The following is a 16,911-nucleotide window of genomic DNA, read 5'->3' as shown; positions in this document are numbered from 1 at the left end:
AAGCCTAAGCTTCCTTATTTAACAACACTGTAAACATCAATGTAATAATCTTGCTTTGATGGTGCCGTCGATTAACTTCAACTCTTTTAAGGCCATAGTTGAGTCTTCTGTTTCAACGTCTATTACAACATAACCTAATTTATCGTCTGTCTGTAAATACTGAGCGGCGATATTAATACCGTGCTTAGCAAACGATTCATTAATTTTAGTTAACACACCAGGTTGGTTTTTATGGATGTGCAACAAACGACTACGGCCAGACAATTCAGGTAATGAGGCTTCTGGGAAATTAACGGCACTAAGGGTAGAGCCGTTATCTGAGTATTTGGCAAGTTTGCCAGATACTTCAATACCAATGTTCTTCTGTGCTTCTTGAGTCGAGCCACCTACGTGCGGTGTTAATATTACGTTATCAAAGCCACGTAATGGTGATACAAACTCTTCATTATTTGATTTTGGCTCTACTGGGAATACATCAATGGCAGCGCCTGCGATTTTTTTACTTTCCAGTGCTTTTGCAAGTTGTTCAATATCAACAACGGTGCCACGTGATGCATTAATAAAAATAGCACCTTGTTTCATCTGAGCAAACTCTGTTGCACCAATCATGTCTTGAGTTTCATTAGTCTCAGGTACATGTAATGAAACCACGTCACTAATAGCCAATAACTCTTCAAGAGTTGGTACTTGTGTTGCGTTACCTAATGTTAACTTAGTTTCAACATCAAAAAACTTAACTGTCATACCAAGGGTTTCAGCCAAAATACCTAACTGAGTACCAATATGACCATAACCGATAATACCTAATGTTTTACCACGAGCTTCAAAAGATCCCGTTGCAGATTTGTTCCAAATGCCTCTGTGTGCTTTGGCACTTTTTTCTGGAACACCTCGGATAAGTAATAAAATCTCACCAAGAACTAACTCAGCAACCGAGCGTGTATTTGAATAAGGGGCATTAAATACAACGATGCCTTTTTCTTTTGCTGCATTTAAGTCAACTTGGTTCGTACCAATACAAAAACAACCAACAGCAATCAATTTATTAGCATGAGCAAATACTTTTTCTGTTAACTGAGTACGTGAACGAATACCAATAAAGTGCACGTTTTTGATCTTTTCAATTAACTCGTCTTCAGGCAAAGAAGTCGTTATAAATTCAATGTTGGTATAACCTTGTTCGACTAAGGTATCTACTGAACTTTGGTGAAGGCCTTCAAGAAATAGAATTTTAATTTTGTCTTTTGCTAATGACACCTTGCTCATTGTTGTGTTTGCCTTTAATTAATTAATTAGTATGTAAGGAGATTTAAGTTAGAATTAATACTCTATTTTGAGCAATTAATAAAGTTAATTATTGAATCGAATTAGTATATCTAATCCATTTTTGATAGGAATTTGAACGGGTTAAAAATTTATCGTATTAATAAAACTGCACCAATACGATGCAAAGCGTTATAAAACAAGGCTTACCACCAAAATCATTAATTAACGTTGATGGTAAGTAAGGATAACTTTATTTAAGAACGTTAATTCCGCTAGGTGAACCAACAATTACTATATCTGCAGGACGATGCGCAAATAAGCCATTAGTGACCACACCGACAAGGGCATTTAATTGTTCTTCTAGTTTTCTAGGTTGTGCTATTTGCATCCCGTATACATCTAAAATCACATTACCATTGTCGGTCACAACACCATCACGATAAACTGGCTCGCCACCTAACTTTACGATTTCACGAGCGACATAACTGCGTGCCATTGGGATAACTTCGACAGGAAGTGGGAATTCCCCTAAAAACTTAACTTGTTTAGATGCGTCTACAATACATACAAATTGTTTAGCGACGGCAGCGATAATTTTTTCTCTTGTTAGTGCCGCACCTCCGCCTTTGATCATTGCTTTGTCCGAATTTATTTCATCGGCTCCATCAACATACACATCCAATTGTGGCACGCTGTTTAGGTCAAAGACTTCAATGCCTAGGGCTTTGAGTTTTCTTGTGGAGTCTTCTGAGCTTGATACTGCACCTTGTATGGTATGTTTGATTGTACCAAGTGCTTCAATAAAATAACTGACCGTCGATCCTGTGCCAACACCAACAATGGTATCAGGTTTAACAAATTCTAGAGCAGCGTAACCCACTGCTTTTTTCATTTCATCTTGAGTCATTATTTTTCCATTGAAATTAATCGGTTGAGTGAATGTATGTTTGAGTATGCGGTATATCTTAATGGCTTGGAGTAATCAATATTTTGGTGTAATTATTTTTGTTGGGGTAATGATTAAGTCTAGCGGAATATCCCAAGATTGCTGAGGTAATTCAGACATCATTTGGCAGTCGTGTGCTAACCCTATTAATTTAGGTTTATGTTCTAACGTATGTATTTTACTTAATGTTCGATCGTAAAATCCCCCCCCCATACCAAGTCGATTCCCTTGCTCATCAAAAGCAACCAAAGGCATAAAGATATAATCTATTTGAGACAACGAATATGTATTCTGTGCATTCAGCTTTGGTTCTAAAATATCAAAGTTGTTTTCCACCATTTGGGTATTAACATCATAACGTTGGAAGTTTAAATAACCTTTTTTAAACGAATGCATTACCGGCAATAAAGTTACAACTTGATTTTGTTGGCAGTGTGCAATCGTTGGTAAGCTTGATACTTCACCATCATTGTCTAGGTATAAAGCTGCCACTTTATTAGCCGTTAGAAACGGTTTAATTTGATTGCACAGTTGTTCACCTGCATGCATTTGTTGCTCAGGTGTTAATGAATTTCGTTTACGACGAATGTCCTTACGTATCGTTTTGCGTAATTGTTCTGTTTGAATTAATGATTGATCATACGTCATATTTATAATTAAATGTTAGTTACTGTTTGGTTTATATACTATATAGATATAAAAGAAAGCCAAAGGGCCAATTTTAAAAATTGAGCTGGTTTATCTACTATATGTATTAAAACATTATTCCTTAACAAAATTAATTGGGAAGTAAAAAGAATTCAATGTGTGAACTCCTTGGCATGTCGGCAAATGTTCCGACCGATATCATATTCAGCTTTACCGGTTTAGTGCAACGTGGTGGCATGACAGGCCCACATAAAGACGGCTGGGGAATTACTTTCTATGAAGGGAAGGGGTGCCGTACATTCAAAGATCCAGCGCCTAGCTCAAATTCAAAAATTGCTAATTTAGTGATGGAATATCCTATCAAAAGTTGTTCGGTTATTTCCCACATTAGGCAAGCTAATCGCGGCGGAATTAAATTAGAAAATACCCATCCTTTTATTCGTGAGTTTTGGGGACGTAACATTACTTTCGCTCATAACGGTCAATTATCTGGTTATAAATCCCTACCTTTGTCTGACTTTATTCCAATTGGTGAAACCGATAGTGAGTATGCATTTTGTTGGATAATGGCTAAATTAAAAGAGAAATACCCTAACAAACCTAAAAACTGGCAAAGTGTATTTAGATATACCGCTAAATTGTGTAAACAACTTGATGAGTTAGGCGTGTTTAATGCTTTGATCACCGATGGCATTCATTTGTTAGCCTATTGCAGTAATAACCTTACTTGGATCACAAGAAAGGCCCCATTTGGTGAAGCAAATCTGATTGATAAAGATGTGTCGGTAAACTTTAGTGAAGTCACAACGGATAACGATATCGTCACTGTGATAGCAACAAGACCATTAACCGATAATGAATGTTGGACAACATTGGAACCTAAACAATGGGTTTTGTTTAAGGATGGCGTTAAGTTAAACTAACTTAGGTTAATTAACGGTCGTTTCTTCATATGAACTGATAACCAGATCATATTGTTCAACGCCTTTTTTCATACGCCATAAGCGCGCTAATGTGTGGTTTAATTCTGGAATAAACCACGCATGTTGGGCGTAAAATTTATTTTTGTCGTAAACTCGTGCCACTTTAATAGTATTAAATCGTCCTAAACCTGTGGTTATCAATTCATGACCAATAACTTCAAATTCATAGACTTGTAACTTACCTGAGTTAGATACTATGGTGTATTCAAACTTAGTTTTGCCAACTGCTAAATCCGCTTGAATTTGCATATGCAAACTCATTTCATCTAACCAACCGTCTTCCCATGTATCTGGTGCTGGCGACTTTTTAGCTTTAGGATTTACGATTAGGGTATGATCTGGTTTAAATTGGATGTTGATCTCTTTGTCTTTACCTGTGCCTGTGCGTTCGTAGCTATAGGTTGAAGGCACTAATCGTCCATTATTATTGGTAAAGTAACTGATCTCTTTACGTGCATCAGAGAAGATCAGCCATTCAATATCACTTTCTAATGACAATGAAAATGTATTCCCTCCTAACGCTTTTAAACTTCTTTTCCCCCCCCCTAATTTGTCACCTTGACGATACATGTCGTACTTAGCCTCAAAAGGTTTGATAACAAATTCTTGTTCATTTGCATTCACAATTGAACAAGTAAATAAAAGGGCGAAACTTAGTATAAAAACGTTAAGACGATTAATCATCGTTGGCATATCCTTGCTCTGGCAGCAAATTATTATCTAGCAATGCTGAAAACGTATTCGATTTTTGTTCCATGGTCAATCTATCTTCGCACATCCATTTAACCACCATTGGGTAAATTTGATGTTCTTGATAGTGCACACGTTGCGATAAGGAGTCTATGTCATCATCTTCAAACACAGGAACTTTAGCTTGTAATATTACAGGCCCACCATCTAACTCTTCTGTAACAAAATGAACGCTACAACCGTGTTCTTGATCTTTTGCATCAATAGCACGTTGATGGGTATCTAAACCTTGATATTTAGGTAATAAAGAAGGATGTATGTTGATTAATTTGCCCGCGTAATGGGATACAAAGTCCGCAGTTAAAATACGCATAAATCCAGCAAGTACCACAACTTTAGGTTGATATTGATCGATAATACTAACTAAAGATTGATCATAATCATCACGAGAATCAAACTCTTTATGGCTTAATACATGTGTTGGAATATTTGACTTAGCAGCACGTTCTAATCCGTAAACTCCGGCTTTATTCGATACAACTGCACTTATTTGGCCGTTAATTTTATTGTTTTCACAGGCATCAATAATGGCTTGTAAATTAGTGCCACTGCCGGAAATTAAAACAACAATAGAGGCTTTAGAAGCAGAAGGCGCGATGGCGCCTTCGTTATCAGACGAAAGAGTCTTAACAGGTTGAGTCACTGGTTATACTCCAGAGATTTCTACTTGTTCTTCACCGTCAGCAGCTTGTTGGATTTCGCCAATGTGCCAAGCATTTTCGCCTGCGTCTTTAAGAATTTGAATACTTGATTCTAAATCAGCACTATCTACAGCAATCACCATACCTACACCACAGTTAAAGGTACGATACATTTCATGTGTTTCAATGTTGCCGTTTTCTTGTAACCAGTTAAATACCGCAGGCCACTGCCAAGATTCACCATTACAAACAGCTTTTGTATTGGCCGGTAATACACGCGGGATATTTTCCCAGAAACCACCACCTGTGATATGAGACAGAGCATGTACATCAACACTTTTAAGCAGTTTTAATACTGATTTTACGTATATTTTAGTCGGTTCCATTAACTGATCAGCTAAAACTTTACCTTCATATTCTGCAGATAAGTCTGCACCAGAAACTTCAATAACTTTACGAATAAGTGAATAGCCATTTGAGTGAGGGCCTGATGAACCTAACGCGATTAATTGATCACCTGGTTTCACTTTAGTACCGTCGATAACTTTTGCTTTTTCTACTACACCAACACAGAATCCTGCTAAGTCGTAATCATCACCTTCGTACATGCCTGGCATTTCAGCAGTTTCACCACCAATTAATGCGCAGTTTGACATCACACAACCGTCGGCAATACCACTAACCACATCAGCAGCGACATCAACATTAAGTTTACCTGTAGCGTAGTAGTCCAAAAAGAATAGCGGCTCAGCACCTTGAACGATGAGATCATTTACACACATTGCAACTAAGTCGATGCCTACCGTGTCGTGCTTTTTCAAATCAATAGCTAAACGTAATTTTGTACCAACACCGTCATTGCCGGCTACCAATAGTGGCTCGTCGTAGCCTTTAGGGATTTGACATAAACCACCAAAACCACCAAGTCCGCCCATAACTTCTGGACGAGTGGTGCGTTTTACCGCACCTTTAATTCGTTCGACTAACAGGTTTCCTGCATCGATGTCTACACCAGCGTCTTTGTAGCTTAAAGATTGATTATCGCTCAACGTTATTTCCTCAAATGTGGGGGTGATATCTAACTGAACTTGAATTTATGATGTCAAATTAGATATATAGACTAAACGGGCGGCATTTTATAACAAATTGGGGCAATATATAACCAAGAATTGTTATTTATATTGCTCTAAAATTAAATTTTTCAGTAATGTAGCGCCGGGGCCGAGTTTTATCGGATCTGGAATGATTAATTGGGTGATTATTGAACGCGTTTTTTGAGTGGTTAGTGGCACTTCCACTAATTCATGTTGAACACCCGTTGCTTTAATAAAGTGCGTCGGGATCCAACAAAAACCTTGATTCCGTTTTAACAGGTCGATTGCGTGATAAAAATTAGTCACAGTCCAGCGTTGTTCTGCTTTTAACCAATTTGTATCGGCCTGTGGAGTTTTACCTGTATCACTAATTACTATTTGTAATTCATGTTCAAGCTCATTTAATGACACTTGTTTTCTGGATGCCAACTTGTGTCCTTTACCGCAATAACAAACAAAATTAACTTGTTCTAAACGGTCGCCATAATACCCTTCAGGTGGGATTGCGCCTATTACTAAGTCTGCGGTTTTGTTTAGTATGCTGTCGTTGGTGCCTGTGATCACTTGGTCCGTAATACGAATCCTTGTGCCTCTGCTTTCAGGGTAAAATTGTTCTAACGCAGAATAGAGTTTTTGTTTGGGATAAATGATCTCTGTGGTGATCTTTATTTCTGTTTCCCAGCCCATTGTCATGTTATCAGCAAGCTGTTCCATGTCTTCAATGTTTTGAGTAAGGGTTCTTGAACGCCTTAACATCACATTACCGGCATCAGTTAAAAAGGCTTTTCGGCCTTTAACTTCGAGTAACTGGACACCTAAAGTAGATTGTAATTTAGTGACGGCATGGTTAAGACTAGATTGACTTTTATTTAATGCAGTAGCAGCTTGTGCATACCCTCCAAAATCAACAACCGCTTGTAATATACGCCATTGTTCAATTGTTGTTTTGGGACGATAACTTGGCATATTAGTTATTGGCTATAAATATGGCACGTAGCGGAGCAGGGTAACCTTCAATGGTCTTTGTTGGATCGTTCGGATCTAAAAAATCTTCTAACGATTCCGTATCTATCCAGTCGGTTTTACGTTGTTCATCCAATGTGGTTTGGTCAATGTTAACTAAACGTACATTTTTAAAACCAACTTTCTCTAACCACTTAGTTAATGCTTGGGCGCTTGGGATAAACCAAACATTACGCATTTTTGCGTATCTGTCTTGTGGCACTAAAACGGTATTTTCGTCACCTTCGATAATAAGCGTTTCTAATACCAATTCGCCACCAGGAGCCAATTGTCTTTTTAATTGCTGTAAAAAATCCATTGGTGATTTGCGGTGATACAGCACACCCATAGAGAATACGGTATCAAAGGTTTTCAATTCTGGTAGATCGTCTATACCAAGTGGTAACAAGTTTACCTCTGGATTTTGCATAAAGTGTTGCACAGCCCAAAATTGAGCTAAGAATAATTGTGTCGGGTCAATGCCCACGACAAACTTGGCACCAGCCCCTTTCATTCGCCATAAGTGATATCCACTGCCACAGCCAACATCTAATACATATCTGCCCGTTAAATCTGAGATATGAGGAATTAAACGATCCCATTTAAAATCTGAACGCCACTCGGTATCAACATGAATACCGTGTAGGTGATAAGGACCTTTACGCCACGGTTTCATTTGCATCAAATGGTGAGTGGTTTTTTTCTGTAGACCTTGACTCATCGTGTCGGTGGAACCAACGGAAACAGAGCTTTCAATATTAATATCTGACGGGACTACTTGTGGTAATAGTTCTATGTTTTTAACCCAATCTTTAAACTCACCATGCAGAGAATCTCGATACCAAGTGTTTAATTGGTTTGGTAATACATCTAACCAATGGGCAAGTTTGTTGTTGGCGATAACACTATAAAAGGTATTAAAAAAATGGGTCATAAATAGTCTTTAGATCTCTCGTTATTACTTGATGGCGATAAATGAAGCAAAGTTAAAGCACTGAAACCATATAGAATGTTGTTTGAAACCAGCCGTTGCTAGTCGCTCTATATGCATTTGCTCAGTGTCTATTTTCATTACATTTTCTATGGCGCTACGCTTTTGGCTAATTTCTAATTCACTGTAACCATTTGCCCGCTTAAAGTCTAAATGTAGGTCATTAATCGCATTGTTAATTCCGGTATTTTCCCAACGTAGTTTTTCAGAAACAATCAAAATACCACCAGGTAATAAACTGTCGTAAATCTTTTGTACTAATGCTGCACGTTGTTCAGGCTCGATAAACTGCATAGTAAAGTTCATTACTACGACAGAAGCATTTACTAAAGGATAGTTTTGTATGTCGCCTAGCTCAATTGAGACTGGTACGTCAGACACATATGCTTTTATATGCAGTCGACACTTGTCGACCATAGCTTGGGAGTTATCAATACCGACAATTTGACAGTTTGGTTTAGTAACCGATTTTCGCATAGATAAGGTTGCGGCACCTAACGAACAGCCTAAGTCGTAGATATTACTATCCGCCTGATGAAACTGTTCACATAACTTACCAATCGTACTGACAATAGTGGCATAACCTGGAACACTTCTTTGGATCATATCCGGGAAAACTTCTACAACGGATTTATCAAAGGTGAAGTCGTCAACTTGTTTATGTGGCTGTGAATATATCTCGTCACGCATACGAAGGTACTTTTTTACAAACAGAATTAATGGCCTATTTTATCTTAAATTGTGAATAACTGGCTATGAATTTGTTGAGTTTCTTTTTCCCGACAAAACACAGCTTATTAAATGACTCAATAGAAAAACAGATTTGAAACTAGGTGGTTGTGCTGATCGATTGATAAAGTTAGTGAGAAATACTTCTACTTTAAGCGGTGACTTTATCGCTCAAGTCTTTATAATAAGCGCCATTTTATTGGATGTTCACCATTATGTGTGGCCATCTTTTGTACAGATTAATTACAGCATAGGTAGATAAATGCGTTCTCATTATTGTGGTCAGCTTAATAAAAGCTTAGAAGGTCAAGAAGTTACTTTGTGTGGTTGGGTGAATAAACGCCGTGATCTTGGTGGTTTAATATTTATAGATATGCGTGACCGTGAAGGGATTGTACAAGCGGTTATCGACCCAGATGAAAAAGCAATTTTTGAACCTGCTAATAAATTACGTAATGAATTTTGCATAAAATTAACCGGTATCGTTCGTGCTCGTCCAGACAGCCAAATTAATAAAGATATGGCCACTGGTGAAATTGAATTGTATGTAAAAGATTTAGAAATTCTAAACGCATCTGCTCCAGTACCTTTGGACTTCAACCAAGATAACTCTGAAGAACAACGTTTAAAATACCGTTACTTAGACTTACGTCGTCCAGTAATGAACGAGCGTTTACAGTTCCGTTCTAAAGTTACGAGTGCGGTAAGACGTTATATGGATGCTCACGGCTTTTTGGATATTGAAACGCCAATACTAACTAAAGCAACGCCAGAAGGCGCACGTGATTATTTAGTACCTAGTCGTACGCACAAAGGTCAATTTTTTGCGTTACCGCAATCACCTCAGCTATTTAAGCAGCTATTAATGGTGGCGGGTTTTGACCGTTATTATCAAATTGTTAAATGTTTCCGTGATGAAGATTTACGTGCTGACCGTCAGCCTGAATTCACGCAAATAGATATTGAAACTACCTTTATGTCTGGCAAAGAAGTCATGGGCATGACTGAAGGCATGGTTAAGTCGGTATTTAAAGAATTGTTAGATGTTGATTTAGGTGAATTCCCGTCAATGACCTACTTAGAAGCAATGACGCGTTTTGGTTCTGACAAACCTGATTTACGTAACCCATTAGAATTAACCGACGTTGCTGATTTATTAAAAGACGTAGATTTTAAAGTATTCAGTGGTCCAGCTAACGATGAAAAAGGGCGTGTGGCGGTAATTAAAGTACCTACAGGCGCTTCTTTGTCTCGTAAGCAAATTGATGACTATGCAGCATACGCTGGTAAATATGGCGCTAAAGGTTTAGCTTGGATCAAAGTAAATCAAGCTAACAATGGCCTTGAGGGTTTACAATCTCCAATCCTTAAATTCTTATCTGAAGATGTAGCGAAAGCTATTGTCGAAAGAACGGGCGCTCAAGATGGCGACATCTTATTGTTTGGTTCTGACACTTATAATGTGGTTACTGATTCATTAGGTGCATTACGTTTGAAACTAGGTGAAGATTTTGGCTTAGTTGAAGACAAATGGGCACCATTGTGGGTTGTTGACTTCCCAATGTTTGAAGAATTAGAAGGCGGTGCATTAACACCGCTTCATCACCCGTTTACGGCACCAAGTAATATGACTCCAGAAGAGTTAGCTGCTAACCCAGCAACGGCATTATCTGATGCTTATGACATGGTATTAAACGGTTGTGAGCTAGGTGGTGGTTCTGTTCGTATCCATAAACAAGATATGCAAGCCCAAGTATTTAAAATTTTAGGCATTAGCGATGAAGAAGCTGAAGAGAAATTTGGTTTCTTATTAGAAGCATTACAATATGGTGCTCCACCACATGCTGGTTTAGCATTTGGTTTAGACCGTATGCTTATGTTAATGGTTGGCGCAGAATCAATCCGTGATGTTATGGCATTCCCTAAAACTTCAACAGCGGCTTGTCCGTTAACATCAGCTCCAGGTTTTGCTAATCCAGCGGCATTAGAAGACTTAGGTATTAATGTAATTAAAAAAGCAGATTAACTGTTTAATTACATAATTAATTCAATTGGTATAATACAAAGCCAGTTATTTAGATATAACTGGCTTTGTTGTTTTTACACATGTGATAAGTTAATTTTGCAAAGGTTGCATATCAGTTCATGGCGAGTTTAAGGTAACAATGACAATAATTTTAGGTATCGATCCCGGCTCTCGAATTACAGGGTATGGGATTATTCAGCAGCAAGGTTCTAAATTTCATTACATTGGTAGTGGCTGTATTAGGACGCCGGATGCTGATTTGTCTATTAAACTGGATACGATTTTTGCAGGCGTATCAGAAATCATCAAACAATACACCCCTGACACTTTTGCCATTGAGCAAGTGTTTATGGCACATAATCCAGATTCAGCATTAAAGCTAGGTCAAGCTCGTGGTAGTGCAATCGTTGCCGCCACTCAAGGTAAATTGCCTGTGTTTGAATATTCTGCAAGACAGATTAAACAAGCGGTTGTAGGCAGTGGTGCCGCGGATAAAAGCCAAGTCCAACATATGGTCCAGCAAATTCTTAAATTGGATGGTAAACCACAAGCGGATGCTGCAGATGCATTAGCTGTAGCGATTTGTCATGGTAATACTAATCAAAGTTTGATTAACATGGCAGGTGTTGCACGTAAAACGGTACGAGGGCGTTTACGAAGATAACAATAGATTCAGCGGCTTAATTGGGTTGATAACTTTTAAGGTACTCAGAAACAAACTGTTTTGCGTCTTCTAATTCATCAAACAACACATCGCTTAAAGGCTCTGTCACATTAATACTGTCCCTAAGCTTTTTTACTTGAGAAATGGCGATAGCTGATTTTAAAACATATGCAGATTTTACACAGCCTGCATTATGGAAGTTTTGGCCAACGATGAATAGCTCTTTTAACGCATCTGGCGTCGCGGCATCGGCTTGCTCTGAATAACTAACATATCCCCAATGTGGTGTTTTAATCTTAGTTAAAGCGACTTCGGAGGCTTTGATAAAGTAAGAGACTATTCCGCTGGAAATTGCCCCTTTAAACTGTGCGACCATAATATTATCTTCAATAGTGAGGCTAACACTTCCAAATTGGTTTTTATAAAAAAGCTCAGACATGATTCTCACTAAATATAATATTTTGCAGCTAGATAACAACTTGATTAATTATACATCAAAAATAAACCGCGATAACTAAATCTTTTAGATTTACACTTTCAACTTCCCTGATAACTGGGTATATTTACAGTAATTGCGAATAAACAAAGATCAAACACATGATTGGACGATTAACCGGCGAAGTCGCTGAAAAACAAGCCCCTGATATACTGCTCGACGTAAACGGCGTTGGGTATGAAATTCAAATGCCATTAACTAGCTTTTATGAACTCCCAGATAAGGGCGGAAAAGCGACTATATACACGCATTTTGTGGTGCGTGAAGATGCACAGTTATTGTATGGATTTGCATCCAAACAAGAACGCAGTTTATTTAGATTATTAATCAAAGCAAATGGGGTAGGCCCTAAGTTGGGATTAACAATTTTGTCTGGCTTAACCGCCGAGCAATTTGTTACTTGTGTTGAACACGATGACGTGACCACGCTTGTTAAATTGCCTGGTGTTGGTAAAAAAACCGCAGAACGTTTGTTAATTGAAATGCGAGATCGGATCAAAGCGTTGGATGTTTCTCCTGAATTTATGCCAAAAATGTCAATGGAATCATCTTTATTAAAAAGTAGTCATTCAGATTTTGATGATGCAGTTTCTGCCTTAAGCTCATTAGGGTATAGTTCGCAACAAGCAAATAAAGCAGTAAAATCCGTTTATGTTGAAGGTGAAGGCAGTGAAATGTTGATCCGTAAAGCACTTAAGAATATGTTGTGATGCAATTAACAGTAGTAAAGGTTTCTAATGATTGATGCAGATAGGTTAGTGGGTGCAGAAGCCGTTCGGGAAGATGAAGTCATTGACCGAGCCATTCGTCCTAAATTACTCGAGGATTATCAAGGTCAACCTCATGTGAAAGATCAAATGTCGATCTTTATAGAAGCCGCGACCAAACGCTCAGAAGCACTTGATCACTTGTTAATATTTGGACCTCCTGGTTTAGGTAAAACGACGTTAGCAAACATTGTGGCAAATGAATTAGGTGTGAGTATTAAAACCACCTCTGGACCAGTGTTAGAAAAAGCAGGTGATTTAGCAGCATTGTTAACTAATTTAGATGAAAATGACGTTTTGTTTATTGATGAAATTCATCGTTTAAGTCCAGTTGTGGAAGAGATTTTATATCCTGCAATGGAAGACTATCAGCTAGATATCATGATAGGTGAAGGGCCTGCCGCACGTTCCATTAAATTAGACTTACCTCCTTTTACACTCATCGGTGCAACCACGCGAGCTGGCGCATTAACCTCTCCGTTAAGAGATAGGTTTGGTATTGTCCAACGATTAGAGTTTTATAAAATTGAAGACCTAGCAAACATCATCATTCGTTCGGCAAATGTACTTAATATGGAGATGTGCGAAGTGTCGGCGTTAGAAGTTGCTAAACGTGCTAGGGGAACTCCTCGTATTGCAAACCGTCTACTAAGGCGAGTAAGAGACTTTGCTGATGTAAAAAATGAGGGTGTGGTAACAGTAGAGATAGCTAAAGATGCACTTGAAATGGTCAATGTTGATAGCCAAGGTTTTGATTATATGGATAAAAAGTTATTACTTACCATGATTGAAAAATTTGATGGTGGACCGGTAGGATTAGATAACATTGCAGCCGCCATTGGAGAAGAACGTGACACCATTGAAGATGTAATAGAACCATATTTAATTCAACAAGGTTATTTACAACGTACACCAAGAGGCAGAATTGCATCACCTAGGGCTTATACCCATTTAGGTTTTGATTTACCAGACCGTGAAAGTTAAAGCGGTCTGAGCGTGTAAACACTGTTTAAGCTTAAGTTTGAGGCAAAAAAAAACCCATTCAATAAGAATGGGTCAAAAGGAATAAATTCCAGGGAACATGAATAGAAGAAGTTACATAAATTAGTTACTTCGATTCTGAGTGGCTAGGCCGCCTCAGAAGATGCGAGCATTATAGAGACTAGAGTAAATACTTCAAACTAGAAAAATTGTTTTCTTGCATTACAAAAACTAATGTCAAATTGAGTGGGTTGTTCTATATAAGCAATATATAAAGTAAAAAAATCAATTGTAGGCCTTTATTAATAGTGCGTTGAATTATTTGTTTAAATATTAAACGCGTTAGTAATACTAATAACAATTATATTTTTAAATAATGGTATTTACATTGAATGGATATTCAAAAATCAAAGTATTTAACGGATATTTATGCATAAAATATTACTAAGTAGGAGTTAGGTTGAGCTTTCAATTTCCGATACGAGTGTATTACGAAGACACAGATGCTGGCGGTATTGTCTATCACGCCAATTATTTAAATTTCTGTGAAAGAGCGCGTACTGAATATTTACGGTATTTAGGTATTGAACAAGATAGATATCTTAAGCAGAATATAGCCTTTGTGGTCAAGACGATGGAAATTGACTTTCGTCACGCTGCAAGATTTAATGAAATGCTTACTGTTGAAACCAATATTGTCCGGCTAAAACGAGCAAGTGTTGAGTTTTTACAACAAGTGATAAATGAAAATGAGCAACTTGTTTTTGTCGCAAAAGTGCAAGTTGCATGTATTAATTCTTCGGTTATGAAGCCTATGGCAATACCGGCAGATATTTTAGAGGTTTTACAAAGTGCAAGCTGATATAAGTTTTTTTGGATTGTTTTGGGAAGCAAGTTTTATTGTAAAGCTGGTGATGTTAACTTTATTAGGTTTATCTATCGCATCATGGGCTTTAATTTTTCAACGTAGAAATGTATTGGCAAACGCAGAAAAACAGTCTAAAGAATTTGAACAACGTTTTTGGTCAGGTGTTGATTTAGGCCGTTTGTATAGTGAAATTACCGCTAAAGCTAGTTCCACTGGTTTAGAGTCCCTATTTAAAGATGGATTTAAAGAGTTTGCACGCTTAAAGAAAAATAGCGTTGGTGGCGTTCAGGTTTATATGGAAGGCACACACAGAGCTATGCGTGTTCGCCTTTCAAAAGAAACCGAATCCCTTGAGAGTCATTTGAGTTTCTTGGCTACCGTAGGATCAATTAGCCCGTATATTGGTTTGTTTGGTACCGTTTGGGGGATCATGAATGCGTTTTTAGCATTAGGTCAAGTTCAACAAGCAACATTGAGTATGGTTGCACCAGGTATCGCTGAAGCTTTAATCGCGACGGCTATGGGACTATTTGCAGCAATACCATCAGTACTAGCTTATAACAGCTTTGCTCGTCGAGTTGAAATGTTAGAAACTAATTACATCAACTTTATCGAAGAATTCTCCAACCTTCTACATAGAGAAGTTACAGCAAACGTTGCGGTATAAATAAATTATGCAAATTATTCGAACTAAACGTAAACCTGTGGCCGAAATAAATGTTGTGCCATATATTGATGTTATGTTGGTGTTGTTGATCATATTTATGGTGACAGCACCATTGGTGACTCAAGGTGTCAAAGTCGACTTGCCAAAAGCGACGGCCGAACCTTTAGATCAAGATTCAAAACCACCTATGATTGCCTCTATTAATGCGAAAGGTGAATACTTTTTAGCAACAGGTAGTGATAAAAATGAACCTATGTCAGCAACCGATTTAGCTGTGGTGGTTGCTGCTCGCTTACAAGTTGATCCAGACACACCTGTTATTGTTAAAGCCGACCGTTCGATTGAATATAATTATGTGATTGAATTAATGACATTATTACAAAGAGCGGGTGCCCCTTCGGTAGGATTAATGACGGAGCCTAAACAATAATGCAAGTAGGTGAATATATCATTCATATAATCAAATCTTTTGGTGTTCATATTTTCTTTGGCGTTATTTTAGCGCTAAGTTTTAACTTCACCGCACCTGAGAAAGAACCTGAAGTTCCCGAAATTTCAGCTATTGATGCTGTCGTTATCGATCAGGCGTCTTTGGATAAACAAGTTAGTAAGATTAAACAACAAAAGTTAGATGCCAAAGCTGCAGAAGAAAAACGTGTTAAAGATCTTGAAGTGAGAGCTGAAGAAGCTAAAAGAAATTTACAAAAGCTTGAAAAGCAGAAAACCAATAGTGAACGTGCTGCAGCAGATGCCAAAAAGAAAGCCGCTGAAGAAAAGAAAAAAGCGTTAGCTGAAAAACGTAAAGCTGAAAATGCGACACAAGAACGTATTAAACGTGAAAAAGAAGCAGATAAAGCGCAAAAAGAAGCCTTAGCTGCAAAAAGAAACAAAGAAGCGCAAGAAAAAGCGGCTGAAGATGCGAAAAAGAAAAAAGAAGCAGAGCAAAAAGCATTAAAAGAAGCTGAAGCAGAACGCATAAGAAAAGAAGAAGAAGCTAAACGAAAAAAAGAACAAGAAATACAAGAGGCCAAAGAACAGGCCATCAGAGAAAAAATGATGCAAGAGCAACTGGCCCAAGAACAAAGTGCTCGGAATAAAATACGTCAAAAATATGTACTAACTGAAAAAGAAAAGTACACTGCGTTAATTATGGGACGTATCCAACAGTATTTAATTGTTGATGATTCTATGAAAGGTCAATCGTGTAGTTTAAATATTAAACTTGCATTTAGTGGACTGGTGACAAGTGTTAACATCATTTCAGGTGATAACAAAGTGTGTAAAGCAGCCGAACGTGCGGTGCTAAAAGCGGAAACATTACCAGTTTCAAAAGAACCAGATGTATATCAAGAATTAAAAGACATCAGTCTTAAAGTGGAGCCAAAGTTATAA

19 protein-coding genes are annotated in these 16,911 nt (G+C 37.8%); 9 read left to right on the top strand and 10 right to left on the bottom strand.

Annotated features, from left to right (window positions below):
• Positions 1 to 36: 36 nt before the first annotated feature.
• The 3 genes from serA to KO505_RS08235 all read right to left on the bottom strand — a co-directional run bounded on the left by serA (position 37) and on the right by KO505_RS08235 (position 2,860).
• The gene (serA, locus tag KO505_RS08245) at positions 37 to 1,266 is read right to left on the bottom strand and encodes a phosphoglycerate dehydrogenase (RefSeq protein WP_216054963.1); all 1,230 of its coding nucleotides are present in this window, start codon (positions 1,264 to 1,266) and stop codon (positions 37 to 39) included.
• 250 nt (positions 1,267 to 1,516) lie between these two features.
• On the bottom strand, positions 1,517 to 2,173 hold the full coding sequence (rpiA, locus tag KO505_RS08240; protein ID WP_216054962.1) for a ribose-5-phosphate isomerase RpiA: 657 nt from the start codon (positions 2,171 to 2,173) through the stop codon (positions 1,517 to 1,519).
• 75 nt (positions 2,174 to 2,248) lie between these two features.
• Positions 2,249 to 2,860 carry a 5-formyltetrahydrofolate cyclo-ligase gene (locus KO505_RS08235; protein WP_216054961.1) on the bottom strand — a complete coding sequence of 204 codons (612 nt, stop codon included), beginning with the start codon at positions 2,858 to 2,860 and terminating at the stop codon, positions 2,249 to 2,251.
• 155 nt (positions 2,861 to 3,015) lie between these two features.
• Between KO505_RS08235 and KO505_RS08230 the strand changes: the two genes are divergently transcribed.
• Positions 3,016 to 3,783 (top strand): class II glutamine amidotransferase, encoded by a 768-nt coding sequence (locus tag KO505_RS08230; RefSeq protein ID WP_216054960.1) that lies wholly within the window; start codon positions 3,016 to 3,018, stop codon positions 3,781 to 3,783.
• A gap of 6 nt (positions 3,784 to 3,789) precedes the next feature.
• On the opposite strand, the gene KO505_RS08225 is transcribed toward KO505_RS08230, so the two are convergent.
• The 6 genes from KO505_RS08225 to cmoA form a co-directional block, all read right to left on the bottom strand.
• Complete coding sequence (locus tag KO505_RS08225) at positions 3,790 to 4,527, bottom strand: DUF3108 domain-containing protein (RefSeq protein ID WP_216054959.1); 738 nt, start codon at positions 4,525 to 4,527, stop codon at positions 3,790 to 3,792.
• Positions 4,520 to 5,191, bottom strand: a complete 672-nt coding sequence (gene purN, locus KO505_RS08220) for a phosphoribosylglycinamide formyltransferase (protein ID WP_216055013.1) — start codon at positions 5,189 to 5,191, stop codon at positions 4,520 to 4,522. Before purN ends, KO505_RS08225 begins: the two co-directional genes overlap by 8 nt.
• A gap of 48 nt (positions 5,192 to 5,239) precedes the next feature.
• The gene (gene purM, locus KO505_RS08215; RefSeq protein WP_216054958.1) at positions 5,240 to 6,283 is read right to left on the bottom strand and encodes a phosphoribosylformylglycinamidine cyclo-ligase; all 1,044 of its coding nucleotides are present in this window, start codon (positions 6,281 to 6,283) and stop codon (positions 5,240 to 5,242) included.
• 123 nt (positions 6,284 to 6,406) lie between these two features.
• Entirely contained in the window at positions 6,407 to 7,294 is an 888-nt protein-coding gene (locus KO505_RS08210; RefSeq protein WP_216054957.1) for a LysR family transcriptional regulator, read from the bottom strand.
• A gap of 1 nt (position 7,295) precedes the next feature.
• On the bottom strand, positions 7,296 to 8,264 hold the full coding sequence (gene cmoB, locus KO505_RS08205) for a tRNA 5-methoxyuridine(34)/uridine 5-oxyacetic acid(34) synthase CmoB (RefSeq protein ID WP_216054956.1): 969 nt from the start codon (positions 8,262 to 8,264) through the stop codon (positions 7,296 to 7,298).
• A gap of 24 nt (positions 8,265 to 8,288) precedes the next feature.
• A complete protein-coding gene (cmoA, locus tag KO505_RS08200) occupies positions 8,289 to 9,011 on the bottom strand; it encodes a carboxy-S-adenosyl-L-methionine synthase CmoA (protein WP_216054955.1) in 723 nt (240 codons plus the stop codon).
• A 301-nt stretch (positions 9,012 to 9,312) separates the two neighbouring features.
• On the opposite strand from cmoA, the gene aspS reads away from it, so the two are divergent.
• Together aspS and ruvC are read left to right on the top strand one after the other, a co-directional pair.
• Complete coding sequence (gene aspS, locus KO505_RS08195; protein WP_216054954.1) at positions 9,313 to 11,076, top strand: aspartate--tRNA ligase; 1,764 nt, start codon at positions 9,313 to 9,315, stop codon at positions 11,074 to 11,076.
• A 139-nt stretch (positions 11,077 to 11,215) separates the two neighbouring features.
• Positions 11,216 to 11,740, top strand: coding sequence for a crossover junction endodeoxyribonuclease RuvC (gene ruvC / locus KO505_RS08190; protein ID WP_216054953.1), 525 nt, complete (start codon positions 11,216 to 11,218; stop codon positions 11,738 to 11,740).
• A 16-nt stretch (positions 11,741 to 11,756) separates the two neighbouring features.
• On the opposite strand, the gene KO505_RS08185 is transcribed toward ruvC, so the two are convergent.
• On the bottom strand, positions 11,757 to 12,179 hold the full coding sequence (locus KO505_RS08185) for a hypothetical protein (protein ID WP_216054952.1): 423 nt from the start codon (positions 12,177 to 12,179) through the stop codon (positions 11,757 to 11,759).
• Positions 12,180 to 12,337: 158 nt separating this feature from the next.
• Here KO505_RS08185 and ruvA point away from each other — a divergent pair, with 158 nt between their 5' ends.
• The 6 genes from ruvA to tolA all read left to right on the top strand — a co-directional run bounded on the left by ruvA (position 12,338) and on the right by tolA (position 16,911).
• Positions 12,338 to 12,946 (top strand): Holliday junction branch migration protein RuvA, encoded by a 609-nt coding sequence (gene ruvA / locus KO505_RS08180; RefSeq protein ID WP_216054951.1) that lies wholly within the window; start codon positions 12,338 to 12,340, stop codon positions 12,944 to 12,946.
• Positions 12,947 to 12,973: 27 nt separating this feature from the next.
• Positions 12,974 to 13,987 (top strand): Holliday junction branch migration DNA helicase RuvB, encoded by a 1,014-nt coding sequence (gene ruvB, locus KO505_RS08175; protein WP_216054950.1) that lies wholly within the window; start codon positions 12,974 to 12,976, stop codon positions 13,985 to 13,987.
• Between the two features lie 457 nt (positions 13,988 to 14,444).
• Positions 14,445 to 14,846: a tol-pal system-associated acyl-CoA thioesterase gene (gene ybgC, locus KO505_RS08170; protein ID WP_216054949.1), complete on the top strand. Its 402-nt coding sequence runs from the start codon at positions 14,445 to 14,447 to the stop codon at positions 14,844 to 14,846.
• Positions 14,836 to 15,519, top strand: coding sequence for a protein TolQ (gene tolQ, locus KO505_RS08165; RefSeq protein WP_216054948.1), 684 nt, complete (start codon positions 14,836 to 14,838; stop codon positions 15,517 to 15,519). The genes ybgC and tolQ overlap by 11 nt, the downstream gene beginning before the upstream one ends.
• Before the next feature lie 7 nt (positions 15,520 to 15,526).
• Positions 15,527 to 15,949 (top strand): protein TolR, encoded by a 423-nt coding sequence (gene tolR / locus KO505_RS08160; RefSeq protein WP_216054947.1) that lies wholly within the window; start codon positions 15,527 to 15,529, stop codon positions 15,947 to 15,949.
• Positions 15,949 to 16,911, top strand: a complete 963-nt coding sequence (gene tolA, locus KO505_RS08155; protein WP_216054946.1) for a cell envelope integrity protein TolA — start codon at positions 15,949 to 15,951, stop codon at positions 16,909 to 16,911. Before tolR ends, tolA begins: the two co-directional genes overlap by 1 nt.

Source organism: Psychrosphaera sp. F3M07, assembly GCF_018860345.1.
GTDB lineage: Bacteria > Pseudomonadota > Gammaproteobacteria > Enterobacterales > Alteromonadaceae > Psychrosphaera > Psychrosphaera aquimarina.
The sequence above is the reverse complement of the archived record's forward strand: the minus strand, read 5'-3'. Positions and strand labels throughout refer to the sequence as shown.